Here is a 25,186-nt window from a genome sequence, read left to right as displayed (position 1 = left end):
GATTGAATTAAAAAACTTTTTAAAACGATTTTAGCGTAAGGCTCGAATTTTTTTCAGTATGTTTTTTTGATAAATAGGGGTTTTACCAGGATGAATCGAATAAAAAAGCCCTATATCCGGAAACATATTGGATAATTCCACACCACTAACAAGATCCGTAAACCAAGAATAGATTAAGTCCAGAGCGGTTTCATAGCCGTAGGGATGAACTTCTTCCATTCTAAAATCTGGATTTTGATCTTTTTTTCTAGATATTTCAAGAATTTTAGAATATAATAATTGTTGAATATCTAATATTTTTCCAGCGATTCTAGGATCTATGTCCTTTTTTTCTTTTAAAAGGGTTTTTACAATTAAATCCACATACCCACAAAAAAGAGCCGAAGCGGATAACATTTCGGATAAATGAATGTCTGGAGCAAAATTTTGGTAATTTAAAAAAATTAGATTCTTGAGAGGAAGAGATAAATCATTTCCCTTGAGTCTACAATGAGTTGCTTCTTTTGCGTATTCCAAATCAAAAATTTCTAAATCAAGACCTTCAGAATCTCGTGGCAAATAAATAATGTCGAAGGTTTCGGAAGGAGATTTGGCTACGATTAAAAATCCGCTACAATTTGCTCCATTGGTTAAAAAGGACTTGGATAAATTTAGGATAATCCGTTCATTTTCTATCCTATAATTGGTAAGTATATTGGAAATTCTTCCTTTCCATCCGGTTTCACTTACACCCATCGAAACGATATTTTTTCCTAAACTTATATCATTTAAAAGTTTGATTCCAATTTGGATTGCCTCTTCCTTTTGAAAAATTTTATGGATCGTGTTTTCGTTTAAAAAACCGTCTGATACAAATTTTAAAATTCTTCCAGCGACGTTGGTCTGCGCCATTACTGCAATTCCGAGTCCAATTCCTCTTGGATAAGAACCGAGTTGATAAATTTTTTGGTGAAACGTTTCGAAGGATCCGCCTGCAAGGGCTTCTAAATATCCCTCTTCTATCAAATAAGGAAAAGAATCTTTGAAAACATTTCGATATTCATTAGGCGGAATAGAAGATAAATATTCTTTTAAACTCATAATACTCTATTACTTTTTATTTTGTTTTTCGTGAGATTTTTTCTGAAGATGTAAATATTTTTTTTAAATACTGCCCCGTATAAGAATTTTTTATTTTGGCTATATCTTTTGGAATCCCTTCCGCAATGACAAGTCCTCCACCATCTCCTCCCTCTGGTCCCATGTCTACGATCCAGTCAGCTTGTTTGATTACGTCTAAATTGTGTTCGATGACAATCATAGAGTTTCCACGATCAACTAACGTATGGAGTACTTCTGAAAGACGTCTAACGTCTTCAAAATGAAGCCCGGTAGTAGGTTCATCTAAGATGTAGAGCGTTTTTCCAGTTGGTCTTTTAGAAAGTTCCGTTGCGAGTTTGATTCTTTGAGCTTCTCCTCCGGAAAAAGTAGTCGCAGGTTGTCCTAGACGAATATAACCTAGACCTACTTCTAATAAAGTTTCCAGTTTTCGTTTTACGATCGGAATATTTTCAAAAAATTGATTCGCGTCTTCCACTGTCATTTCTAATACGTCAAATATATTTTTTCCTTTATAGCGAACTTCTAATGTTTCTTGATTGTATCTTTTACCTTTACAGACTTCGCAAGTTACGTATACATCCGGTAAAAAGTGCATTTCAATTTTAAGAATTCCATCTCCTTCGCAAGTTTCACAACGTCCACCGCTCACGTTAAAACTAAACCTACCTGGACCATAACCGCGTAGTTTTGCCTCTTCCAGTCCGGCAAACATCTCTCGGATCGGCGTAAATAAACCTGTATAAGTAGCCGGATTAGAACGAGGAGTTCTTCCGATGGGAGATTGGTCTATATTGATGATCTTATCTATATTTTCGAATCCTTTGATCGTTTTGTGTTTTCCCGCTAAGGTTTTCATCTTCATCACCTTATGGGCCGCTGCATTATAAAGAATATCGTTGATAAGTGTAGATTTACCGGAACCGGATACGCCTGTAATGACGACTAACTTTCCTAAAGGAATATTTACATCTATGTTTTTAAGATTATTTTCCTTCGCTCCTATAATTTGTAGTTTAGATCCGTTTCCTTCTCTCAGTTTTGCAGGAATTGGAACTTTTAATCTTCCGGAGAGATACTTCCCAGTAAGGGAGTTCTTGTGTTTTGAAACTTCAGCAGGAGTTCCCGCACAAACGATAGAACCTCCATGAACTCCCGCTCCTGGTCCCATGTCGATCAACCAATCTGATTCTTCCATAGTCTCTTGGTCGTGTTCTACGACTAATACAGTGTTGCCAAGGTCTCTTAGATTTTTGAGAGTAGAAACTAGTTTAGTGTTGTCTCTTTGATGAAGGCCAATAGAAGGTTCGTCTAAAATATACAAAACTCCCATTAATCTGGAACCGATTTGAGTTGCTAAACGAATTCTCTGTGCTTCTCCTCCAGATAAAGAACCAGCACTTCTTTCCAGAGTAAGATAGCCTACTCCTACATCGTTTAAAAAAGAAAGTCTCTGGTGGATTTCTTTTAATATAGGTTTGGCGATGATTTCTTCTGCACCAGTTACCTTGAGGTTTTGAACGAAGTTGAGTGCTTTTTCGATTGAATATGAAGTGAATTCGTCTACTGGAACGTTATGCACTTTTACAGAAAGACTTTCCCGTTTCAGACGTTTGCCTTTGCAGGAAGGACAAGGGTGATTCGTCATGTAGGATTCGAACCACTGGCGCATAGAATCTGATTTGGTTTCTTTATATCTTCTTTGAAGATTTGGAATTACACCTTCGTATTCTTTCGTAAATTCGTAATGAGAATTGGCTCCTCTAAAATCATATTCAATTTTTATTTTTTTGTCTCCATAAAGAATCGTTTGTCTAGTTTTTTCGGGAAGATCCTTCCAAGGTGTGTTCATTTTAAATTTAAGAGAATCGGATAAGGATTTGAGAGTAGCCATAAACCAAAATCCGTTACTTTTAGAACCGGCCCAAGCTTCGATACAGCCGTCTACCAAGGAAAGTTCTGGATCATTTACTAAAAGATCTTCATCAAATTCTAATAAACTTCCTAAACCGTCGCAAGTTTCGCAGGCTCCATAAGGAGAATTGAATGAAAACATTCTAGGGGAAAGTTCTGTAAAACCAATATCGTGTCCGTTGGGACATGCCATTTTTTGGGAAAGAATGTGGTCTTTAGAACCGTCGTCTAGGATTACAAGTCCTTCCGATTGTTTGAGAGCGGTTTCTACGGAATCGGCAAGTCTACTTCGGATTCCTTCTTTCATTACGATTCTATCTACTACGATTTCGATGGAAGTTTTAAAATTCTTTTTTAATACGATTTCTTCTTCTAGGGTTCTGATTTCACCGTTGATTCTCACCCGATTGAAACCGTCTTTGCGGATCTTTTCGAGTACATCCTTGTGTTCTCCTTTTTTACCCGAAATCACAGGTGCAAGAATTTGCAATTTGGATCCTTGAGGAAACGCAAGTACCCGAGCAGTGATTTGGTCAATCGACATGGATTGAATGGGAGTTCCACATTCGGGACAATGTGGTTTTCCTACTCTGGCGTATAAAAGTCGTAGATAGTCGTAGATTTCCGTAACTGTTCCGACAGTGGATCTTGGATTTCTATGAGTGGTTTTTTGTTCGATTGAAATGGCAGGGGAAAGACCTTCGATCAGATCTAAATCTGGTTTTTCCATCTGGCCTAAAAATTGTCTCGCGTAAGCGGAAAGACTTTCTACATATCTTCTTTGACCTTCCGCGTAAATTGTATCAAAAGCGAGAGAAGATTTACCGGAACCGGACAATCCTGTAATGACTACGAGTTGATCTCTAGGAATATCCACGTTTATGTTTTTAAGATTATGTTCTCTCGCTCCGCGAATCCTAATTTCCTGCAATGAAATACCCTCTTGCTTTTTAGGATTTATAGCGTGATTAAATCTGAAAACTCCTTTCCTAAAAGAAATTCTTCTTTTTCAAGAAGAATCTGGTTTTCAAACTGACAGCATGTTTCGAAATTTTCTGCAAATTGTATTCATTCCTTTCCGATTGATTTTCCAACTCGTTCGTTGGATTCGATTTCGATTTTTTTCTGGAGATCATTATTTTTTAGAAATTCCATCCGAATTTTCAAACTATCGAAAATCCTTTTTGATGAAACTTCTCTCTTCTAAAGAAGAAGAAGTTTTTTTTACAGATTTTCTATTAGAGCTCAAATTACTTTCTCAAGTTCCTAATTTGAAAAAAGTTTCTATACTCATTCAACAACCTGAGTACGGATTTGGTGAAACTTTAAACATTGCGGAAGGATTACAGATTTTGAAAGAACGCGGGATTGTGTTGGAAGGATTTGCACTTACAGGAGGGCTTAAATCCCTGTTTTTATTAGGAGTTTGTAACAAAAGATTTAGCAGTGAATCTTCCGAATTTTTTCCAGTTTTACCTTCTGCCGAATCTTTTTTCTTCGGGAACGCAGGCAAAAAATGGGGAGTCAAGGCAGAAACTTTTCAGAGCGGACCTTATAAATCTTTTGGAGAAACATTTCAAAGAGATAAGTTTTCATCTAAAGCGAGAGAGAATCTAAATTCTCTTCTCAAACAAATGACGGATGATTTAGAATCGATATTCAAACGTTATACTGGGTTTACACTGAAAACTTTTGCTGAACCTTTTTTATCCGCAAAGGTATTACAAGAAAGGAAATTTATCACCGGATTTTTAAATGAAGAGGATTTTAAAGAGAATTTTATTTATATAAATTATCAAAACGAAAACGAAGATCAAAAACCTTCTTCGAAAGAATTGAATCTTTCTTCTTTATATCGTTTTTCTAAATTAAAGAACTTTAAACTAGTCTCTCAAAAGGAATCTGTGGTGGCCGTTCTTCCTTTAAAGGGAAATATCCATCATGATACAATTGGAAAGGGAGAAGGTAAAACGGACGGTATTTCTTATTATTCAATTAAAGAAGCACTCAAAGAATTAAAAAAAGAATCCTCGGTTAAGGCGGTGATTTTAGAAGTGGATTCTCCGGGCGGTTCTGCTTTTGTATCTGAATTGTTATATCAGGAAATTCTAAAGCTACAAAAAAAGAAACCTGTATATGCGTATATACAAAACATTTCTGCAAGCGGAGGATATTATCTTTCTTGTGGAGCTTCTAAAATTTACGCTTCCCCCTATGGAATTGTAGGAAGTATTGGAAGTATATCGATTCGTTTTGATTTAAAAAATCTTTATTCTAAATTAGGAATTACTAAAGACAGAGTGGGATTTTATAAATACAGGGATCTTCTTTCTGAATATGGGCCAATTCATCCAGAATCTAAGAAACTAATGGAACAGGAGATTAAAGAATCGGAAGGACTTTTTTACAAAAGGGTCTCTGATTCTAGAAAAATTCCTATTTCTGATTTAGATAAACGGTTTGGGCAGGGAAAGGTTTTTACTTCGAGTCAATTTTTAAAGGAAAGGATGATCGATTCTATCACTGATTTTTTAAGTTTATTAGAAGACATTAAACAAGATTTAAAAGTAGAAAAGGTTCAAGTTCGATATTTACCTTCTTTATTTACGTTTCAAAGTTTTCTAAAGTCTTTAAAACCAGGGTTTTTATCGAACGTTTTTAGTAAGGATTTGACTTCTTATTTTCCTAATGTTTTGGAATCTGAGAATTCGTTGAGAAAAAAATTTCAATCCATAGAAGCCCAATCTTTATTGGGATCCTCGTTTTGGAATCAAAGTTGATCAAACCGTTTTTTCTAAATTGTAAGAGTTCCCACATTTTAGGATTTTAAATATGTGTTTTGTAAGTGCGATTAAAAAATCTTTTTACATAGTTATATAGTAAAATACTAATATTTTTTTGCAATAAAAACGGAAAGTTTCCTTTTGTCTCAAAATCTTATGATCAATTATCTTTGAATCTGCTACAAAAAAGTAAAAGTAGTAGTTCCTACATTTTAATTTTTGTGGAAGAATTAGTTTTTATAAAGAGCTTGTCTCAAAACTTCAAAAAATTTTACACGATAATTCTTTAGAAATTTTTAATAAAATGCACTAGTTCCTACAAATTAGGTCATATTTGGCAATTTACGAACTTTCGAGTGGTTCTAATCTCGTTAAATTTTCGTAGTAATTCCCACATTGTGAGGTTTTGAGACAAGTTCAAAACAAAAAGTATCATAAATTTTGAGACAAATACAAATTACAAGTTTTAGAGACAGAGTTCTATCGTTTTTGAGTCAGGATTCTATTTTGTTTACTAAATTTTCTTAAATTGTGGGAACTCATACAAAAATTTCCAGACAAAAGAACTTTAGAAGATTATAAAATAATGTGAATTTGAAGTAAAAAATCCATGATTCATTTTTCTGAAAAAAATTGGAACCTGGACCTTATAAATCTATTCTTTAAATGCGGGCTACCTCAAATCACGATTTTACGAACAAATTCTAAAATTGTAGGAACTCATACTTTTAGAAAAAAATTTTTACTACTCAGAGCTATATAATCAAATACCCAATATTTTGTGCAGAAACAGTGTTTTGCGATAAAAATTAACAGTACTCAGTTTTATAGAGATCAGTAATTTCTATTATCTCGAATCACGTTAAATAAAAACTAACAATCACTTCTATATTTAAAGAAATATAAACCCTAAACTAGTTTGATATGCAAAATATTCCAATTTCCTAAAATGTGGGACTCCCATAAACTTAGAATGTATTTGTTTCTATCAATCGATCACTAAACGTAAAAAATATCACTTATATTAATATATTATAGTATCATGATTTTTAAAAGGAATACACGCCTCAGAGATAGAATTTTAGACGCTCTGTTCTATAGTTCTGAGTAAAATAGGAAAAGATGTAAAATGTGGGAACTCCCACGAAATCACTCATTCCTATGAAATTCAATGCCTAAACGTTGATTACAAAGTACCGTTCAGTTATGTTCGAAAAAATCCAATGAGAAAACGATTGAAACGTAGTCAATTGAACCGAAACTAAAGACGAAATTGTATTAAGTTTCTTTCATGCAATTTGTTGGCTGGAATTGAAAGAGTTTATGGAGAACGCCATACATAACTAATCTCACAAGTTGAGAAAAATTTTAGAATCAAAATTAAACTCAGCAACGCTCTTTTATGGATCGCGTTGGAAAACTCAACACAACGCTTTCTATGGATCGCGTTGTGGAGTGTAAGTTTTACAGAGAGATTTGTCGTAATTCCGACGGATTTATATTGAGATCCAAATGCATATGTAAGTTTATGGAGAACGCCGAATTTGCCAAAATTTTTTTCGCTAAATTTACATTAGAATTGTTGAAAGTGGATATTAACTGCTTCCATCGACCCGTTCCCATAAAACAGAAGGAGAATTTATTTTTTAACAACTCTATGGTTGAAGTGTAAAATTCTTTTATTTTGAAGCAGCTTTTGAAATTCGATTAATCAGCACTTCTTTCCATTTCTCTTCTTTTGGAATTTCACACCATGCTTCTGTAATTCCTCTACGATCGCATTCCACAAAAAAAGAATAGATTTCCTTCATATATTCTTTGTTAGATGAAACTAAAACTTGATAAACCGAATTGGATTCAAAATGAAAACCAATTTGAGCAAATTCTTTAGGAATTCCTTTTAAAGAATTTTTGAATATAACTTTGCAATTGGGAGAATAATGTTTGTATTTAAGACCAGGACTTATAGGCGTCGTATAGGAATTTTTGTCTAATGATTTCATTTCTTGAAGGTCTGGTAAAATTTCTGAAAGGTCATTTTTATCTATAAAACCAGGGCGAAGTAAAATTGGAGGTTTAGAAATAAAATCAACCACCGTGGATTCAATTCCTATTTGAGGTTCTTCACCTTTTAGAATACAGTCCACTTTTCCAATAAATTCTTCCAAAATATATTCTATTTTTGTTAAGGATGGTTTTCCCGAAAAATTAGCAGAAGGAGCTGCAACCGGAATTTTACAGAATTTTAAAAAACCTAAAGCTGTAGGATTGGAAGGAATTCGAATGGCAACCGAATCTAATCCAGCTGTAAAAAGATTTTGATTTTTCTTTTTGAAAATTCCTGTAATCGGGCCAGGAGAAAGTTTTTGGAAAACCAGATTGGCCCTATCGTCAATTTCCCCACAATCTTTAAGAGAAGAAAAATTTGCCACGTGAAGTATAAGAGGATTGTCGGAAGGTCTGTTCTTTACTTTATAGATTCGTTTACAAGCGTCTATGTCAAAAGCGGAAGCTCCGATGCCATAGACCGTTTCCGTAGGAAAAACGACAAGCCCTCCTTTCAGCAAAATTTTTGCCGCCTCCGAAGTTGAATCTGTGATTAAAGTGTTAACCTTGTTTTCCGACAAACTTTTCAGAATGATCTTGAGAATCTATCTTTGCTTCTTCTGGATTGGTAGGCTCTACTTTAGATTTATTTGGATCTTGAACCGGTTCTTTTATTTTTTCCACAGGAGGCAATTTATTAGAAACCAATAATTCTAGATAATCGTTGATTCCAGGATCGTTATCGCTGATCAATTGCCAAAAAGAAAAACCACCTAGGTCGTATTGTCTTAAAAGATTCATCTTGTCTTCGAATGCTTTACGGTTCATATAAAAAGCTACACGATCACAACCTTCCGATTTATACCAGATGCTTGGATCTTCGTAAGTTTTGCCGGTATGAACCCAAGAAAATTTGGAAAGATTAATCCAAGAACTGGAGTTTTTAGTGTTCGCAAGAATCTGATCTATGTTAGTCGGTTGTCTGTGAATTCCGAATTCTTTTTTACGAACTGCGTCCTGATAATAAACAGATTTGATTTTAGAATTACAATTTAAGGCCCAATCGTAACCATAAGTAGGAATTGCCATATATAATTGTTTAGCCGGAACCCTTGCCTTCGCATATTCAATGATACTTTTGATCCAAGTGTTGGGAGCCTGTGGACCAGGACCAGGATTTCTATATTTTCTAGGATGTAATTCATATGCCATAATCTTAATGCGATCTGCATACTTTGCGAGAAAGGCATAATCATGAGTCATAGGCCCTCTCCAATTTTCCGCGTAATCCATTTTGATTTTATCTTTTAAACCTTTACAGGCTTTCATAGATTCCTTTTTGGCAGGAGTTTTTGGATGAACTGCAACCGAAAGAATTTTTCCTCGTTTGTGAATTTCCTTAGAAAGAATAACTATAAATTCTTCGAACTTTTCTTTTTTTTCGCAGCTCATTCCTTCGTAGTCTATATCGATCCCGTCGTAGCCGTATGTGTCTAATTCATAAAGAATATTAGAAAGATGTTTATCTCGAATGTCGTTACGCCCATTCATTCCAATGTTTTCGGAAATTTTTTCATATTTATTTTCCCAACGAAAGATCGTGGGAATGATCTTAATGTTCGGATTGAGTTTACGAAGTTCAGAAATGCGTTCGTGTTTTTGAGAACTTCCCCAACTAGAATAAAGGTCTCCGTTATTGGTCTCGCGCCCTTTCATTCCATAGATAAAAGGATGAATTTCATTATAAAGATGAACCGTTTTTTTCATCGCTTCGTAATCAGAAAACCAAGTGGAAGCTCTAAAAGAAGTATTTTCGTCAGCCTTTGGAAGTAAGGTAGCTTCGGGCATATCCTGGTCGTCTTTATTGAATGAAAAAAAATTAGATTTCGATTCTGATTGAGTGGAAGAGGAATTTTCTGTTTCAGATGAGTTTGTAGTTTTCTGATTGGGAAAAAAATTTCGAATTTCGTCTACGATTCCGATGGAGCTGGAACGAAAGTTTTCGTTGGAGAGAGCGGAATCCCCCTTTTTTAGAAGATGAATCCCTAAAAAAAAGGAAAGTGCAGATAATAAAAACCAACTCAAAGAATAAACTAGGATTTTGTATTTAGGTTCTGGTTTTAGAGAATCGTTAGAAATGGGTTGTATGTCTTCTTGTTTGTGTGCCATCGGTTTTATAGTTTCATTATCGAATCAAAAACTAAGAAAATAAAGAAGTTTCTTAAATCGATGAACTGGAAACTCACTTCCAAAAATTTATTAGATGAGAGACTGTCAAACGGTTCTTTTTTACAAGTTGACGAATTCGTGTGATAAGGATAAAAAATCGCTTATGCAACTTTCTAAATCCGTGAAATTATTTATTATCTTAAATGCGTTCTTTTTATCTTTTTTAATTTTAGCGGAAGTAACCGGTTCCAAACTTTTTGTCTCATTTGGTTTTACCCTTACGATGGGAGTTATTCCGTTTCCGGTGACGTTTATTGTAACCGACCTTTTAAACGAATATTTTGGGAGAAAAGGAGTTCGTTTTACTACACTTGTCGGAATGGTTATGATCTTTGTGGCCTATTTTCTTTTGGTGTTGGATATGTCTATTCCTGCGGCACCCAATTCTCCTGTAGACGATCATTCTTTTAACGTAGTTTTTGGGAATTCAGGAAAGGTAATCGTAGGTTCGATTGTGGCGTATTTAATCGGTCAATTGATTGATATTCAGATCTTTCATTTTTTACGCGTAAAAACGAATAATAAATATATTTGGTTACGTGCCACAGGTTCTACAATCGTTTCTCAACTTGTGGATTCTTTTGTAGTGATTTATATCGCGCTCGGAGGGGGTAAACTTAGTTTTCAAGAATTGAATCAAATTTCCACTAATAACTTTCTTTATAAATGTGGGGTGGCGATTGCAATTACTCCTTTGATCTACGTGGCTCATAGTTTGATCGATTGGTATTTAGGACCGATGGCGAAAACGATGATCCAAGAGGCGTTGGAACAAGGACGTTCGGATGTGGAACCAATTTCACCGGGATGAATCGAAATGGATTGAATTCGACAAAGTGTTTTTTTACGTTAAAGAATGGATAATCTTTGTTTCTTTTCTCAGAAGTTCTTGAAAAACGAGAGCTTACGGAATAACGTTAGACGTCCTTTTGTGATTTTGATCCTTCCATAAAAAAGGAAACGATTCTCTTGAAAAAAATAGCAATTCCAATTTTCATTTTTTACTTTCTAATCTCGATAAATCAATGCAGACGAACCTTCCATATAGGCATTTTAAATGATTCGAAATACGAAATCACATTGACATTAAAATTGAAGACACCCGTTTCTAAATCGGAATTTCTAACTACAATTCTTGAAATCCCTTCCGATGCCGATAATCATCACCTTTATTCTACTATATATTTTCGCGTGCCCGCGAATGATTCCAATCGTTTAGATAGTAGCAAATTAGAGGCAATCTCTTCGAATGAAATTAGTTACAATCATACGTTAGGCGAAATTAAATTGAAACTGCAACCCAGGTTTGCCTATTTTTTTCTCAATTCCCATTCGTCTAACGAACATTATGTGCATTCGATCGAAAATCGTTTTTCCGAAATTAGAATCGATTCCCAAAATACTTCTAGCATTCTTAGGCAAAACGTAATACGCTCTCTTTTCCCCTACAATGAGAACTGTGAATGTTTTCTTTGGATAATCAAGTAAAGGTAAAGAAATATGATTAAAAACAAATCATTTCTAGCATTTCTTATGATTTTTGTTTCTTTTGGTTGTGGATCCCGAGACACTTTCGAAACGATTCAACAAGGAAAGAATTTAGAAAAAATTCCTATCATTTCTATGAAAGATTTTTTCCAACTATGGATCAAAAATCAAAGAAAACTTAAGTTTAAAACTAATGTAACTGTTTTGTTGAAAGACTCTGAATATGTCTATTTTGGAAAGAACGATATTTCAGGTTATAGTTGGAAATCTCGTTTCTTTAAATTAAGTGTGGATCTTCTAAAAAAGGAATTTCCAAATTACGAATCTTTTTTTGCCGAAGACTTGGAACGATATTACTGGGACCATATGGTATCAAAAGAAAACCGCGATCTCTGGACTTATGCGGAGGACAAAACTAGGCAGGAATGCAAACCCGAATATTTCTATTCTCTTTCGGATCAAAAAGTGGCTCTACAAGTACATTGGAAAGTAGATTCAAGTTGTCCTAAACTGTCTGTTTTTCAAGGAAGAATAGATAAAATCTATTATGATTTAAATAGTGGAAAAATCTCTCAATAGAATTTTAAGTTTGCTACATTTTATCAATAGTATGCACTAAAACCTAATTGTATTTTATCCAAAAGATTAAATGAAGTTAGGTAATTAAAACGTTTCGCTTCTATTGTGGCGCTCGAGGAAACTCAACGTCTCGCTTTTATTGGCGCTCGACGACCTAAAATTTTTTGTAGTGTATTGTTATTTTTAAATGGCATTTAAATTTTTAAAAGGATTTAGGTTGTATTATTGAAATTGCTTACTTTCAAAAGAAGAACATAATCTTTGGATAGGAATATTATTGTTTTATAATCAATAAAAAACTAATGCTTTAAGTGTTTTGGAATTTGAAATTGAACTACCTAACTTTTAAAAAAGAGCGAGATTTAGAGTGTCTGGAAAAATCGAAAAATAAACGAATGTGTTTTTAAACACGCCCTAATAAAAAACAAGTAGTTTGAGATTTAGATTTTGTTACAATTAAAATATTCAATAAAATTAATATAATGGTTTTTAAAAATATGAAAAAAGGAATTTTCTCAATTTTATTTCTAATTTCCTGCAGTATAAAACCAAACATATCTTCTGAAATGGTTCAAAAAGGAAAAAATTTAGAAAAAATACCTCTCGTTTCTTTAGATGAATTTTTTCAACTTTGGTTACGAAATCAAAAATATCCAAAAATGGCGGGGATCAATTTTGAAAAACTTTTTGAAGATAAAGAGTTTCAATATTTTGGAAAAATAGAATGGAATCGTTTTATTCCCATATCTAAATGGCGTTTTTTCAAAATTCAAAAAGAAATTCTAAGTAAAGAATTCCCAAATTATGAATCTGTTTTTAGACAGGACTTTAGTGGTCATTTTCAGAATCAAGTTCTTCCAGAATCAGATAGAAAGCTTTACTTGGATATAAAGGCAAAAGTGATAGATAAAGAATATTGTATAGATCCCTATCAGTATTCTTATTCTCTTGTAGAAAATAAAATCGTACTTACTATAAAATGGAATGTGGAAAGTTGTGAAGAACTAATTTTACTCAAAGATAAAACCTATCGATTGGTCTACGATCTTAGAAAGAAACAATTTGAAGAATGATTTGTCCCGTTTGATTTTATTAGATCAAAAAAATTGGTTTTAATCTGACTCAAATTCGATGATTGAAAATCTTAAGGTAGAGACGGTGATTCTAAAAATGAAAGATCATTGATTTTTTTTTAAGAAAAATAAAACCAGATTCTATTTTTCCAAGGATCTAAAACGGAAACATATCTAGGACCTTGAGCTTCCACGATAAACCCTCTGGAAAACAAAATCGTTTTAAAATCTTCCCATTCTTCTTTGTCTATCCTAAATGTCAGTGTTCCTGGGCTAACTGGGCAATTTTTAGATTCTTTACTAAAGATTAAAATTCCTTTTTTATCCGGCCAGAAAAGTTCAGAATGTGTTCCTGAGCTGACTACAATCTTTAAACCGAAAAGTTCAGAATAAAGATTCGCGGATACGGTACAATCCGTGGATTGAAAGTTAGACGCGTAGAATTGAACCATTCTTTTAGAAAAGAGTATAATAATAAAAAAAGAAATTATTATTTTTCAATCGATTATTTTCGTTTTAAATGAGTGTTCGTTTAATTGATTGTCTAAAGAATAAAACCCAAAAAACTGGAAGTAGAATTTTTTGCGAGAAAGATATGGCAATGGATCTAAAAGACTACGTTCGTATATTTGATACAACTCTCAGAGACGGAGAACAATGTCCCGGGGCTGCGATGACCGAAAACGAAAAGTTGGAAATTGCTTCTCAACTCGCAACGATGAAGGTAGATATTATTGAAGCCGGATTTCCAGTTTCTTCCCCCGTTCAATTTCAAGCAGTGGAAAGAATCGCAAGAGAAACCGAAGGGCCCATGATCGCGGCACTCGCTAGGGCAATGAAGGCGGATATTGAAGCCGCATCTAAAGCGCTTCAGCCTGCGAAAAAAAGAAGGATTCATACTTTCATTGCATCTTCTCCGATTCACATGAAATATAAACTCGGAAAAGAACCGAAAGAAGTTTTAAAGATGGCTGTAGAAGCGGTGACACTTTGCAGGCAATTTGTGGACGACGTGGAATTTTCACCCGAAGACGCAACTAGGAGCGAACCTGAATTTTTAAGAGAACTTTGTGAAGCGGTAATTGCAGCAGGAGCTACTACGATCAACATTCCTGACACTGTAGGTTATACCACTCCTGCAGAATACGGTGGTCTTTTTAAATTTCTGCTCAGCAACGTAAGAGGAGCCGAAAAAATTATCTTTTCTGCTCATTGTCATAACGATTTAGGACTTGCTACCGCAAATTCCTTGGCTGCGGTTCAAAACGGAGCTAGACAAATTGAATGTACGATTAACGGTATCGGAGAAAGAGCCGGTAATACAGCAATGGAAGAAGTAGTTATGGCAATGCGTACTAGAAAAGATACGTTCGGAATTCAAACTCAAATTAAAACCGAAGAAATTGCCCGCGCCTCTTATCTTGTAAAAACGATTACCGGAATGCTCGTTCAACCGAACAAAGCAATCGTAGGAGCAAACGCATTTGCACATGAATCTGGAATTCATCAAGACGGAGTTATCAAACATAGAGAAACCTACGAGATTATGAAACCGGAAACCGTCGGTCTTTCTTCCAATAGAATGGTTTTGGGAAGACATAGTGGTCGCGCCGGTTTTAAAGATAGAATTGTTAAACTGGGTTTTTCTCCTCAAGTAGAAGAATTGGAAGCCGCTTATCAAAGGTTTTTAGAAATTGCGGACAGAAAAAAAGAAATCTATGATGAAGACATTCGAGCGCTTTTCTCCGAAGAAGCTAGAAAATCAACCGGAGATCGTTTTCAATTAGAAGGTTTTACGGTTTCCACCGGAACCAAAAGTACTCCCACTGCGGGTGTTAGAATTTTAATTGATGGTCATGTAAGAGAAGAGTCTGCAACCGGAGACGGCCCGGTAGACGCAATCTACAAAGCGATTCAAAAAACAACCGGAATGGATCCGGAAGTCTCCAGACTTGTAATTTCTCCGGTTACCGAAGGACAAGATGCAATGGCTGAAGCCTCCGTGACTTTAGAATATAAAGGAGACCGTGTCGTGGGAAAAGGAAGTTCTACAGATATTATCGAAGCCTGTTCAAGGGCTTATATTTCCGCACTCAATCGACTTTGAATATATTCTTATTTAAGAATATATTCAAATAATAATTATATAATATCTAATTACTAAATTTTAAAACTATTTAAAACTACATAATAAAATACTTATTTGATAGTTAACATTTTAATCCTATAAATTCAAAGAAAGAAAATTGGGTCGTTCGAGAAACTCAACATCTCACTCCCTATGGGTCGTTCGATGGGTCGCGTTTTAGTTTTCACATAAGAATCGTTTTCGTATTGTTATATGAAACGGCACTTTATGATAGACATTTAGGTTCTCAATTTTATAGAGATCAGTAATGAAAAAATTTACAAAAATTATCTTTTGAACTCTAATTTGGTTTTTTTAATAAATCTCCTACCCTTTTTTTAAAACGAATCCAGTCTTCGGGATGAGTATTATACCAACGGGGACAATCTTTCCAACCTACAATTCCTTGATGTGTCCATAGGTCATCTATTCCTAAATTGTATTGAGAGCATAATTGGGCCGTAAGTTTCGCCGCGCTGTCTAAGGTTTTTTTTGTAAATTTTCCGATCCTATCTTGAACACATTGTTCAATTCCAATGGTATAAAAATTAGGGCTATCTGGTCCTAAAATTTTTTCTTTTTCAGGAGTATATGTTTTACTCCCGCAATGATAAGCTATTTCATCTAAAGGAATACATTGTACAATTTCTCCTACGAGCCCTACTGCATAATGTGCACTTGCAAATCGACCATCAGGCGCTTTTAGGCTTTCAAAATAATCTCGAATGTTTTGGGCGGTTGCTTTAGGTGAAGCTGTCCAATGTAATACGATTCCCTTTACTTCTTTTATTTTTGTTCCAGGCCTACTGTGTGGATTTGGAGTTAAAAAGTCTTGCTTAATGTTTAAATTGAATGTAATCACTAGGCATTTTCCTATTTAAATTTTATCTATATTTAAAATAAATAATATTCTAAATATAGATAAATTTTTATATAAAAAATTGATATTGAATTTATTTGTATTTATAAAATTTTAATACATTTTAAAATCATTGAAAGTAATTTAATAAAAATAGTTTATCATAAATTACTTAAGTATTATTTTTAATTCTATTTAAGGAATAAGGATTCAAGAAAATAAATTTAAGGATTTTTGTAAAATTTAAAGAAAAGGATTTTTCAAGAACTATACAATAGAATTTATTTACTGCAAAGACATATAAAAATAATACTATGAGTTTGTTCTGAAAGTTAGAACACTATGGTATTTGCGAAGATGTAGAAATTTTTCCAAATATACTTACTCGGAATTTAAGGAAATAATACGTTGTTCATTTTCCAGATTTGTAATAGTTCCCACATTTTGAAAGAATATCCATCCCAATAATTCTCTTGCCGGTTTACCAATCTGTTTTCAACATGAGGAAAAGATTCACTATAAAAAAGGTTTGTTATGAAATATTCCGAAATTTTCCAACCAATTCAAATTGGTTCCATTGTTCTTCCGAACAGAGTCATAATGGGATCAATGCATTTAGGATTAGAAGGGATGCCTATGACCGCAGATAGAATGATCGCATTCTACGGTAGACGTTTTGACGGGGGCGCAAGTTTTATTACTACGGGCGGAATCGCAGTCAACCACGAAGGAAGAGGATCCAATATCTTTTTTAATTTTCAAAGAGAAGAAGACTGTAAAGAGTTATCTGTTGTCGCTAATTCTCTCAAGTCCAAAGGTATTTTTTGCGCACAGTTATTTCACGCTGGAAGATACGCTTATCATAGAGAGCTCGTAGCACCTTCTGCATTGAGGGCACCTATCAACCGTTATGTTCCAAAGGCTCTTTCCGAAGAAGAAGCTTGGAAAACCGTAGAAGATTTTGGAGATTCTGCGCTCAAAGCAAAAGAAGTAGGTTTTGGTGCAGTAGAAGTAATGGGAAGTGAAGGTTATTTAGTAAATCAATTTTTTTCTCCAGTAACCAACCATAGAGAAGATTTTTTTGGCGGAAGTTCCGAAAAAAGAATGAACTTTGCAATCGAAGTGATGAAGAACATACGCAAGAAGGTAGGAAAAGATTTTCCAGTAGTTTATCGTATGTCTGGAATCGATTTGATTCCAGGGAATCCAACTTTTGAAGAAGTGATACTTCTTGCAGAAAAATTAAAAGAAGCGGGAGCGGATGCTCTTAACATAGGAATTGGTTGGCATGAATCCAGAATTCCTACAATTTCTATGCTCGTTCCTAGAGGTGCTTGGGCAAAAATTTCCGGAAAAATCAAAGCAAAAGTCAAGGATATTCCAATCATCGCATCGAATAGAGTCAACATGCCAGAAACCATGTCTAGGATACTCAAAGATCAAGAAGCGGATATTTTGAGTATGGCCAGACCTTTTTTAGCAGATCCTGATATTCTAAATAAAATCAAAGCTAATCAGGAAGAAAGAATCAATACTTGTATTGCTTGTAACCAAGCTTGTCTGGATCATACGTTCAAAGAGCAGATGGTTTCTTGTTTAGTTAATCCTTCCGCAAATAGAGAATTAGAACTTAGTAAGTTAAAAAAAGCGGATAAAAAACACGTGGTTGTAGTAGGTTCTGGACCGGGAGGACTTGAGTCTGCAAGAATCAGTGCAATTCGAGGTCACAAAGTAACCGTATTAGAAGCCACAGATAAAATTGGAGGACAACTCAATCTGGCCGCTCAGATTCCAGGAAAATCTGAATTTTTAGAAACGATACGTTATTTCAAAAATGAACTCAAAAATCTAGGAGTAGAAATTCACTTTGGCTATCAAGCAACGTTAGACAGCATTCTCGCGTTAAAACCAGACGCGGTAATTTTTGCGACCGGAGTAAAACCTAGGGAATTTACGTTACCCGGAATAGAAAAAAAGAAAACAGCTTCTTATGCAGATTATCTTTCCGGAAAATTTCAACCAGGAAACAAAGTGGTGGTTATCGGAGGTGGAGGAATTGGTTGTGACGTGGCTCATAAACTTACAGAAGAAGATTCTTCTACTATCGATTCCTATTTTCATCGTTACAATGTAACGTCTTATACAAACGCACAAATTCAAAAAGAAAAACCGAACCGCAAAGTTTCAATCTTTCGAAGATCCGGAAAAATTGGTTCCGGATTGGGAGCGACTACCGCTTGGGCTTTACTTCAAGAATTAGAATCAAAGGAAGTAGGATTTTATACTTCTTTAAGTTATAAAGAAGTTACAGATCAAGGGCTTGTGATAGAAACTAAAAAAGACGGCGCACAAACGATTGAATGCGATTCTATTATTCTTTGTGCGGGACAACTGAGCGAAGTTTCTCTTTACGAAGAATTTAAGTCTAAAGTTCCGGAAATTCCATCGTATTTGATCGGAGGCGCCAAGGATGCTTCTGGAATTGATGCAAAACGTGCTATGTTAGAAGGATTTGAAGCTGCAATTGAGATCGGAGTCAATTGAATGATTTTTGGGTTAAAGTTTACATCAAAAATAAATTAAGTTTAAAAACAGTATTTGTAAAAATGAGTAAACTATTGCAGATAAGTAAGTTGAGAATATAAGAAAGTATTAATTTTCCTATTTTCGAAAATCGAGCGTAATATGAATTTTTAATAGACTAACGATTGCAAAAAAAACATGGAGAAGCTAAAATTGAATACTTTATTCTATTCGTATTTTATAGAAATACTTAAAATGAGAGTTCGTGAAGAAATTTAAGTTTTTCTTAAAAAGTTGTCTCGAAACCCAAAAATGTAGTAACTACTATGTTTTTGGGTTTTACTAAAAAACATAAAAATTTTTTAAACTTACGGCTGAGTTCCAAAACTCATTTTGCCCTATTGCTTTATCTTTATAAAAATGATACTATTAATTTACTTATCTGAGCACAAAATATTCGTGTTCTATTATATAGTTATGAATAAAAAATTTCTTCAATTGTTTCGCTCAATAGATTTTTGATAAATTAGAGATTTTAAATAGTTCATTCTAAGTCTGAGATTTTTGGTTCAAACTTGCATTAAGAACTTTTCTCAAACCTCAAAGAATTCACGATCATTTCTTTAGAAATTTTGAATCAAATGCAGTAGTTCCTACAAACTAAGTCGCATTGGCAATTTGCGAAATTTCGAGCAGATCTATACTATTAAATTTTCGTAGTAGTTCCTACATTTTTGTGAAATTCAATCTCACTTTATAAGGGTTGTTCGAAAAACTAAAGTGTCTCGCTTCTATGGTCGCTCTGCAGGTCGGTGTTTAGGATTTAGACAAGCCTAATTCACTTTTTTAAAATCAATTTCAAAATTTTTCAAATTCAAGTGCTCCTTCAAACGGTACTAAGAACCGTATAAGAAACAGGAGGAGAATTCCTTGTTTCAAAAAATCATCATTACACTCTCACTCTTATTGTATTACAATTGTCTTTATAAAATCCAAGAAGAAAACTTTCAGGACCTTTCGGGTATATGGGAAGTATACGTAAGTCTTGTCTCGGAAGATTTACAAACAAATAAAAACTTAAAACAGAAATTGGATCGTTGGGAGCCAATTCCAATTCCTTCCAATCTCAAAGACTTTATAAAATGGAATTCGTCTAACGAAGAAATTTTACTTCGAAAACAATTTGATTTTAGAAATGTCGCAGATACATCGTTTTCTATTTCTTTAGGAAAAATTTCAGATCAAGTTCGAGTGTTTTGGAATGGACAGGAACTTTCAGAAGAATTATTTACTGAATATAAAAATTCAATTCCACAAGGTTATGATCGAACTAGAATTTATTCGATTTCTGAAAATAAAATATTCAAAAAAAATGAAATACTAATTTATATAAAACCTTATTTTGATTACGAATACGGAATATTATCAGGGCAATTAGAAATCGGACCTTCGGCGATTATCTGGAAAAGATTTTATCTGCGTGAAATCGGGGGACTTTTAATTTTTGGTTCCTTTTTATTGATTGGAGGTTTCTTTTTGTTTCTTTCTTGGAGAGAAAAAAAATACGGAGAAAATTTTTATTTCGGATTTTTTTTAATCCTATTTGCGTTGTTTCAGGTTTCTCTTTCGGATCTAAAATATTTCACCGGTTTTAAAATTATATATTTAAAGAAAATAGAATATTCATTTCTTGTGTTTTTATTTCCTTTGTTTTGCAGATTCTTAAACTCACTGTTTGGAAAAGCTATAGGCCGATTTCAAATTTTTTTGGAAATTATGGTATTATTTCTATTCTTTTGGATTTTAAATGCGGAAAGCGTTTTTGTCTTGGACGCAATTAATCGATATGCTCTACAAATTTCTTGGATAGGATTTGTATATTTGAGTTTAAAAATTTTAATTCCAAATTTAAAGAAAAGTTTCGAATCCAGAACCATTTTTTTAGGGATCATATTTTTACTGATTTGCGTGGGAATAGACGTACTTTCTCAAAGAGGAATGTTGAAAATGATTCGACTTTCTGGTTTGGGTGTTTCCGGATTTTTAGGATTTTTGACTCTTATACTCGCAAATAAATTTGTGAAGATGAAGGAAAAATTAAAGTCTTGGAATTCCGTACTAGAAACTGCAATTCGAGAAAGAACTAAGGAACTTTCTTCTAGTTTGGAAGAAGTAAAAAATCTAAAAGAACAACAAGACGGAGATTACTTTTTAATCACACTTCTTTTCCAACCCTTTTTATCCAAAAATTTAGAAACTAATTACGCACAAATAGATATACATAGAAAACAATATAAAAGTTTTCAATTTAAGAATCGGTCTTATGAGATTGGAGGAGACGTAGTACTTAGAGAGAGCGTATTTATATCCGGAGTTGAATATCAGGTTTTGATCAACGCGGATGCGATGGGAAAATCTTTGCAAGGTGCAAGTGGAGCGTTGATTTTTTGTTCGATCGTAAAAAGTTTTTTACAAACACAGGATTATGAATTTAGAAATCCTGAAAATTGGCTTTTCCTTCTTTATTCTAATCTTCAAGCGGTTTTTGAATCTTTTGATGGTAGTATGCTCGTTTCTGGAATTCTATCCTTGTATCAAATTTCTACAGGTGATTTATTTTTTATTAACTGTGAACATCCTCCAATGGTTCTTTCTCGTAATGGTAAAACAAGTTATCTAAAAGAAACCGCGGTCTTAAGAAAGATAGGTTTTCCGGGTTCAGATTCTAAAATAAAAGTTGAATATTGTAAACTTTTACCAGGGGACACCATTCTTTATGGTTCAGATGGTAGAGAGGATTTATATATACAAGATCCGTTTTATTCTTCTCAAAAACAAAAGTCTTCGGTTCCAGATCTATTTTTTAAACTTATTCAAAATTCTATTCCAAAACTTGAGGATTTAGAATTCAAGATCCAAGAAAAAGGTACTCTTTCAGACGATCTAAGTTTTTTAAGAATTCAAATTGGTCCTGAAACCGTTTTTAAAAAGAATTTCTCCGAATTCGAGGTTTTGATTCGAAAAGGAAATGAATTCTTACAAAGCGGAAATTTTCAGAAAGCGTGTTTTCAATATGCAAGGGCTTCAATTTTAAATCCAGGGGATTTGAAATTGTCTAGGTCGGTTCTACTTTTGGCCAAAAAGTCTGGAAATTTTAAGCTGATTCGTTTTTTTTCCGAAAAAATTCTTTTAAGAACAGATGGAATTCAAATTGGAAAGCATCCATTTCACAAAACAGCATCATTGAGACTTAAAAGTGCATACAATAACAACATAATCCATAATTTAATCAAAAAATAGAAATTAATACAATTTTATGTAAAAATATTGTTGAATTTATTTCAAAACTATGTAATAATTATATTCAATCCATTCTTTAGCGAAGAACCGGGCTCTTTGCAGGAATGATTCCGGGACAGCATTCTCCTCAAGTACCCTTGTTTTTCCGGAATATCTTTCAAATGCTAGCTCGTTTGCTGGGATAGGGTCCGAATCAAAATCGATAGATGATGGTTCGGATTCCGTCCCGGAATTTTTAGTCTTTTTAGGGGAGGATGTATGAAGATATATTCAGGCGACATTATTTCCTCAAAGCTGGAGAAGCCCTTTTTATTTGTAACAAAAAATGGATTTAAAAAAAAGATTCTAATTCAAGAACCTCGTAAAGTTTTAGAAACTTCTTTGGCTAACAGTTTAGAAAAAAACGTCTTAATTATTTCTTATAATTTACTTTTAGATCATACGGGAGATTCAAAACTTGCAGAAAACGATTGTCTTTCGTTTTCCAATCGATTTCGGGAAATCTTTGCTCAGGATTCTTGGTTTTTTTTATCTAATCGAATTGAAACATTTCTTAAAGAACGAGAACAAGATAAATTCTACTTTCATTACGATTCTAAAATAAAATTCTGATTGAGTTAAACTGCACTCAATTTACTCTGAAACGATTCAGATTCCTACCAGAATTTTGACTTTATCCCCATTTGGAGCTCTCCATGAAATCTAGAGTAGTTACTTTTCATTACACACTTCACGATACTGAAGGCAATTTGATCGATTCTTCCGAAGGTAAGACTCCACTTTCTTATTTAGAAGGGGTTGGAAATATCATTTCCGGTTTAGAAGAAGAGATGAAAAAAATGGAAACAGGCGAAAAGAAAAAAATCAACGTCTCTGCAGAAAAAGCCTACGGCATAAAAGATCCAGATCTTATTTTTGACGTTCCTAGATCTCAATTTCCTCCCAATGAAGATTTACAAATAGGAATGATGTTTCAAACCGACGAACCGGATAAGGTTTTTACCATTACGGAACTCCAAGAAGAGTCTGTCATTGTAGATGGAAATCATCCACTTGCTGGTGTAGATTTAGTTTTTGATGTAGAACTTACAGGAATTAGAGAAGCTACTCAAGAAGAAATTTCACACGGACACGTTCACGGAGAAGGTGGGCATCACCATCATTGAAGTGTCTTGGAAAGAAGAACTAAATCCGGCTCAAATGGAGGCGGTACTGACTCTAGACGGGCCAGTACTTGTTTTAGCCGGTGCGGGTACAGGCAAAACTAAAACCATCGTTAGTCGGTTGGCGCAATTAGTTGCCTCCGGTATCCCTGCTTCTTCTATTTTGTTACTTACATTTTCTAGAAAGGCCGCCAGAGAAATGATTCTCAGGGCTTCTATGATCGGTAATAAAAAATGCTCCGAGGTTCAAGGCGGAACCTTTCATTCTTTTTGCAACGGAGTTTTGAGAAAATTCGCTCCCGTTTTAGACATTTCTTCTGGGTTTACGATTCTAGACGAATCTGATTGTTTGGATGTATTTCAATTTTTAAGAAACGAAAAAAATTTCGGTAAAACTAAATCTAGATTTCCTTCCAATGAAACCCTAGTATCTATCCACAGTGAAATTCAAAATACAGGAAAACCGCTTTATAGTATATTAGAAAAAGATTATCCTTTATTTCTACAAAAAGCAAATGATATTTCTCAAATTTTTGAAGATTATAAATCTTATAAAAAAGAACAATCTCTTTTAGATTACGACGACCTACTCTATTTTACCAGAGAGCTTCTGACCAATCATCCAGGGGTCAGAAACGCACTTTCCGAAAAATACAGATTTATCATGGTGGATGAATTTCAAGATACAAATAAAATACAAGCGCATATAGCGTGTCTTCTTGCTTCAGAACATTCCAATTTGATGGTGGTTGGAGATGACGCTCAGTGTATCTATACGTTTCGAGGGGCTTCCGTCAGAGGTATTTTAGATTTTCCTAAAATATTCCCAAATACAAAAACAATCTTTTTAGAAAAAAATTATAGAAGTACACCCTCTATTTTAAATCTCGCAAATGAAGTACTTAAAAATTTTTCGGAAAAATACGACAAATATCTTTTTACAGATAACGAAAATGGTCCGCTTCCGCAAGTTTTACAATTCGAAGACGAGTTAGAAGAAGCGGAAGGGATTTCTAAAATCCTTTTGCAAAAAAGAGAGGAAGGAATTCCGTTTCAAAAAATGTGTGTTCTTTTCCGTGCTGGGTGGAACTCAAATCAACTCGAACTTGTACTCGCAAAACGGAATATTCCTTTTGTGAAATTTGGTGGAAAAAAGTTTATTGAAACCGCTCATATCAAAGATCTACTTTCTTTGTTAAAGTTGCTCGTAAATCCTCTAGATTCTGTTTCTTGGATTCGAACGTTAAAATTAATTCCAGGAATTGGAAATGCGAAGGCAAATTCTATTTTAGATAAGATTCGAAAATCATCTGGTTCTTTCGAAGTACTTTCTGAAGAAAACGGAACTACAATCGATAAATATATTTCCCCTCTTTATCATCTTTATCAAAAGTATAAGGAAACCCACTCTGAAGTAAAAAAGATGGTTTCTGAGTTTATAGATTACTACCGGGTTCTTTTGGAAAAAAATTACGATGATTCCAAACGAAGATCGGAAGACTTGGATGCGGTTTTAGGATTTTCATTGAAATATAATTCTTTGAGTGATTTTTTATCGGATCTTACAATGGATCCTACTTCTTTAAGTTTAGATAAAATGAAACCGGACGACACAGATTCAGACCTACTCAATTTATCTACGGTTCATTCTGCAAAAGGATTAGAGTTCGATCTTGTGTTCGTTTTAAATACGACCGAAGGTATTTTTCCTTCCAGTAAAAATACGAATATTGAAGAAGAAAGAAGACTTTTTTACGTAGCTATCACAAGAGCCAGAAAGGAATTATATCTAACCAGACCTTCTTTGGCTCAATCTAGATCTGGACCGTATTATACAAAACTTTCTCGTTTTTTAAGTGAAATTCAATTTCCAGAAAAGATTTACGAATTAAAGTTGATGTCTGGAAAATCCGTTTCTAAAAATCCTTTTGCAAATCAAGGTTCTTTTGTAAAAAATACAAACGATTCTTTTTCTAGAATTCAAGATTACTTTGGAAACTAGA

18 protein-coding genes are annotated in these 25,186 nt (G+C 34.0%); 12 read left to right on the top strand and 6 right to left on the bottom strand.

The features are described from left to right. Window positions 1-30: 30 nt before the first annotated feature. Together BW942_RS02395 and uvrA are read right to left on the bottom strand one after the other, a co-directional pair. Entirely contained in the window at window positions 31-1,080 is a 1,050-nt protein-coding gene (locus BW942_RS02395) for an acyl-CoA dehydrogenase family protein (RefSeq protein ID WP_000053472.1), read from the bottom strand. Between the two features lie 16 nt (window positions 1,081-1,096). Next, the gene (uvrA, locus tag BW942_RS02390) at window positions 1,097-3,943 is read right to left on the bottom strand and encodes an excinuclease ABC subunit UvrA (protein WP_001156251.1); all 2,847 of its coding nucleotides are present in this window, start codon (window positions 3,941-3,943) and stop codon (window positions 1,097-1,099) included. Between the two features lie 109 nt (window positions 3,944-4,052). Between uvrA and sppA the strand changes: the two genes are divergently transcribed. Continuing rightward, on the top strand, window positions 4,053-5,792 hold the full coding sequence (sppA, locus tag BW942_RS02385) for a signal peptide peptidase SppA (protein ID WP_000489489.1): 1,740 nt from the start codon (window positions 4,053-4,055) through the stop codon (window positions 5,790-5,792). A gap of 1,405 nt (window positions 5,793-7,197) precedes the next feature. After that, window positions 7,198-7,467, top strand: a complete 270-nt coding sequence (locus tag BW942_RS20725; RefSeq protein WP_000376307.1) for a hypothetical protein — start codon at window positions 7,198-7,200, stop codon at window positions 7,465-7,467. Between the two features lie 7 nt (window positions 7,468-7,474). Here the strand turns inward: BW942_RS20725 and BW942_RS02375 are convergent, their stop codons facing one another. Further along, entirely contained in the window at window positions 7,475-8,422 is a 948-nt protein-coding gene (locus BW942_RS02375; protein WP_001293685.1) for an L-threonylcarbamoyladenylate synthase, read from the bottom strand. Next, the gene (locus BW942_RS02370) at window positions 8,403-10,010 is read right to left on the bottom strand and encodes a glycosyl hydrolase family 18 protein (RefSeq protein ID WP_000940638.1); all 1,608 of its coding nucleotides are present in this window, start codon (window positions 10,008-10,010) and stop codon (window positions 8,403-8,405) included. Before BW942_RS02370 ends, BW942_RS02375 begins: the two co-directional genes overlap by 20 nt. A gap of 163 nt (window positions 10,011-10,173) precedes the next feature. Between BW942_RS02370 and BW942_RS02365 the strand changes: the two genes are divergently transcribed. The 4 genes from BW942_RS02365 to BW942_RS02350 all read left to right on the top strand — a co-directional run bounded on the left by BW942_RS02365 (window position 10,174) and on the right by BW942_RS02350 (window position 13,210). Next, window positions 10,174-10,881, top strand: coding sequence for a queuosine precursor transporter (locus BW942_RS02365; protein WP_002070937.1), 708 nt, complete (start codon window positions 10,174-10,176; stop codon window positions 10,879-10,881). Window positions 10,882-11,039: 158 nt separating this feature from the next. Further along, the gene (locus tag BW942_RS02360; protein ID WP_000716861.1) at window positions 11,040-11,558 is read left to right on the top strand and encodes a hypothetical protein; all 519 of its coding nucleotides are present in this window, start codon (window positions 11,040-11,042) and stop codon (window positions 11,556-11,558) included. Window positions 11,559-11,570: 12 nt separating this feature from the next. Further along, the gene (locus BW942_RS02355) at window positions 11,571-12,137 is read left to right on the top strand and encodes a hypothetical protein (RefSeq protein WP_000594556.1); all 567 of its coding nucleotides are present in this window, start codon (window positions 11,571-11,573) and stop codon (window positions 12,135-12,137) included. Window positions 12,138-12,619: 482 nt separating this feature from the next. Then, complete coding sequence (locus BW942_RS02350; protein ID WP_000231419.1) at window positions 12,620-13,210, top strand: hypothetical protein; 591 nt, start codon at window positions 12,620-12,622, stop codon at window positions 13,208-13,210. A 119-nt stretch (window positions 13,211-13,329) separates the two neighbouring features. On the opposite strand, the gene BW942_RS02345 is transcribed toward BW942_RS02350, so the two are convergent. Further along, window positions 13,330-13,662 (bottom strand): glyoxalase/bleomycin resistance/dioxygenase family protein, encoded by a 333-nt coding sequence (locus tag BW942_RS02345; RefSeq protein WP_000249791.1) that lies wholly within the window; start codon window positions 13,660-13,662, stop codon window positions 13,330-13,332. Between the two features lie 68 nt (window positions 13,663-13,730). Here BW942_RS02345 and BW942_RS02340 point away from each other — a divergent pair, with 68 nt between their 5' ends. Next, complete coding sequence (locus BW942_RS02340) at window positions 13,731-15,317, top strand: 2-isopropylmalate synthase (protein WP_000116258.1); 1,587 nt, start codon at window positions 13,731-13,733, stop codon at window positions 15,315-15,317. Window positions 15,318-15,639: 322 nt separating this feature from the next. On the opposite strand, the gene BW942_RS02335 is transcribed toward BW942_RS02340, so the two are convergent. After that, window positions 15,640-16,200 carry a peptidoglycan recognition protein family protein gene (locus BW942_RS02335; RefSeq protein WP_000627663.1) on the bottom strand — a complete coding sequence of 187 codons (561 nt, stop codon included), beginning with the start codon at window positions 16,198-16,200 and terminating at the stop codon, window positions 15,640-15,642. Window positions 16,201-16,731: 531 nt separating this feature from the next. Here BW942_RS02335 and BW942_RS02330 point away from each other — a divergent pair. The 5 genes from BW942_RS02330 (at window position 16,732) to BW942_RS02305 (ending at window position 25,185) form a co-directional block, all read left to right on the top strand. Then, window positions 16,732-18,741 (top strand): oxidoreductase, encoded by a 2,010-nt coding sequence (locus BW942_RS02330; protein ID WP_000877551.1) that lies wholly within the window; start codon window positions 16,732-16,734, stop codon window positions 18,739-18,741. A gap of 909 nt (window positions 18,742-19,650) precedes the next feature. Then, a complete protein-coding gene (locus tag BW942_RS02325) occupies window positions 19,651-22,020 on the top strand; it encodes a SpoIIE family protein phosphatase (protein WP_002145474.1) in 2,370 nt (789 codons plus the stop codon). Window positions 22,021-22,278: 258 nt separating this feature from the next. Beyond that, window positions 22,279-22,632, top strand: coding sequence for an LIC14007 family protein (locus BW942_RS02315; RefSeq protein ID WP_000708679.1), 354 nt, complete (start codon window positions 22,279-22,281; stop codon window positions 22,630-22,632). Window positions 22,633-22,715: 83 nt separating this feature from the next. After that, entirely contained in the window at window positions 22,716-23,186 is a 471-nt protein-coding gene (locus BW942_RS02310) for an FKBP-type peptidyl-prolyl cis-trans isomerase (protein ID WP_000842388.1), read from the top strand. A 1-nt stretch (window position 23,187) separates the two neighbouring features. Further along, window positions 23,188-25,185 carry an ATP-dependent helicase gene (locus BW942_RS02305; RefSeq protein WP_001982183.1) on the top strand — a complete coding sequence of 666 codons (1,998 nt, stop codon included), beginning with the start codon at window positions 23,188-23,190 and terminating at the stop codon, window positions 25,183-25,185. Window position 25,186 lies beyond the last annotated feature (1 nt).

The organism is Leptospira interrogans (assembly GCF_900156205.1).
GTDB classification, from domain to species: Bacteria; Spirochaetota; Leptospiria; order Leptospirales; family Leptospiraceae; genus Leptospira; species Leptospira interrogans.
Note: the sequence above shows the minus strand (reverse complement) of the source record. Positions and strands in the feature narration are given on the sequence as shown.

Coding starts and splice junctions, on each gene's coding strand:
- BW942_RS02395 (WP_000053472.1), bottom strand. CDS start 1,080: ATGAGTTTAAAAGAATATTTATCTTCTATTCCGCCTAATGAATATCGA.
- sppA (WP_000489489.1), top strand. CDS start 4,053: ATGTTTCGAAATTTTCTGCAAATTGTATTCATTCCTTTCCGATTGATT.
- BW942_RS20725 (WP_000376307.1), top strand. CDS start 7,198: ATGGATCGCGTTGGAAAACTCAACACAACGCTTTCTATGGATCGCGTT.
- BW942_RS02370 (WP_000940638.1), bottom strand. CDS start 10,010: ATGGCACACAAACAAGAAGACATACAACCCATTTCTAACGATTCTCTA.
- BW942_RS02365 (WP_002070937.1), top strand. CDS start 10,174: ATGCAACTTTCTAAATCCGTGAAATTATTTATTATCTTAAATGCGTTC.
- BW942_RS02355 (WP_000594556.1), top strand. CDS start 11,571: ATGATTAAAAACAAATCATTTCTAGCATTTCTTATGATTTTTGTTTCT.
- BW942_RS02350 (WP_000231419.1), top strand. CDS start 12,620: ATGGTTTTTAAAAATATGAAAAAAGGAATTTTCTCAATTTTATTTCTA.
- BW942_RS02345 (WP_000249791.1), bottom strand. CDS start 13,662: ATGGTTCAATTCTACGCGTCTAACTTTCAATCCACGGATTGTACCGTA.
- BW942_RS02340 (WP_000116258.1), top strand. CDS start 13,731: ATGAGTGTTCGTTTAATTGATTGTCTAAAGAATAAAACCCAAAAAACT.
- BW942_RS02330 (WP_000877551.1), top strand. CDS start 16,732: ATGAAATATTCCGAAATTTTCCAACCAATTCAAATTGGTTCCATTGTT.
- BW942_RS02315 (WP_000708679.1), top strand. CDS start 22,279: ATGAAGATATATTCAGGCGACATTATTTCCTCAAAGCTGGAGAAGCCC.
- BW942_RS02310 (WP_000842388.1), top strand. CDS start 22,716: ATGAAATCTAGAGTAGTTACTTTTCATTACACACTTCACGATACTGAA.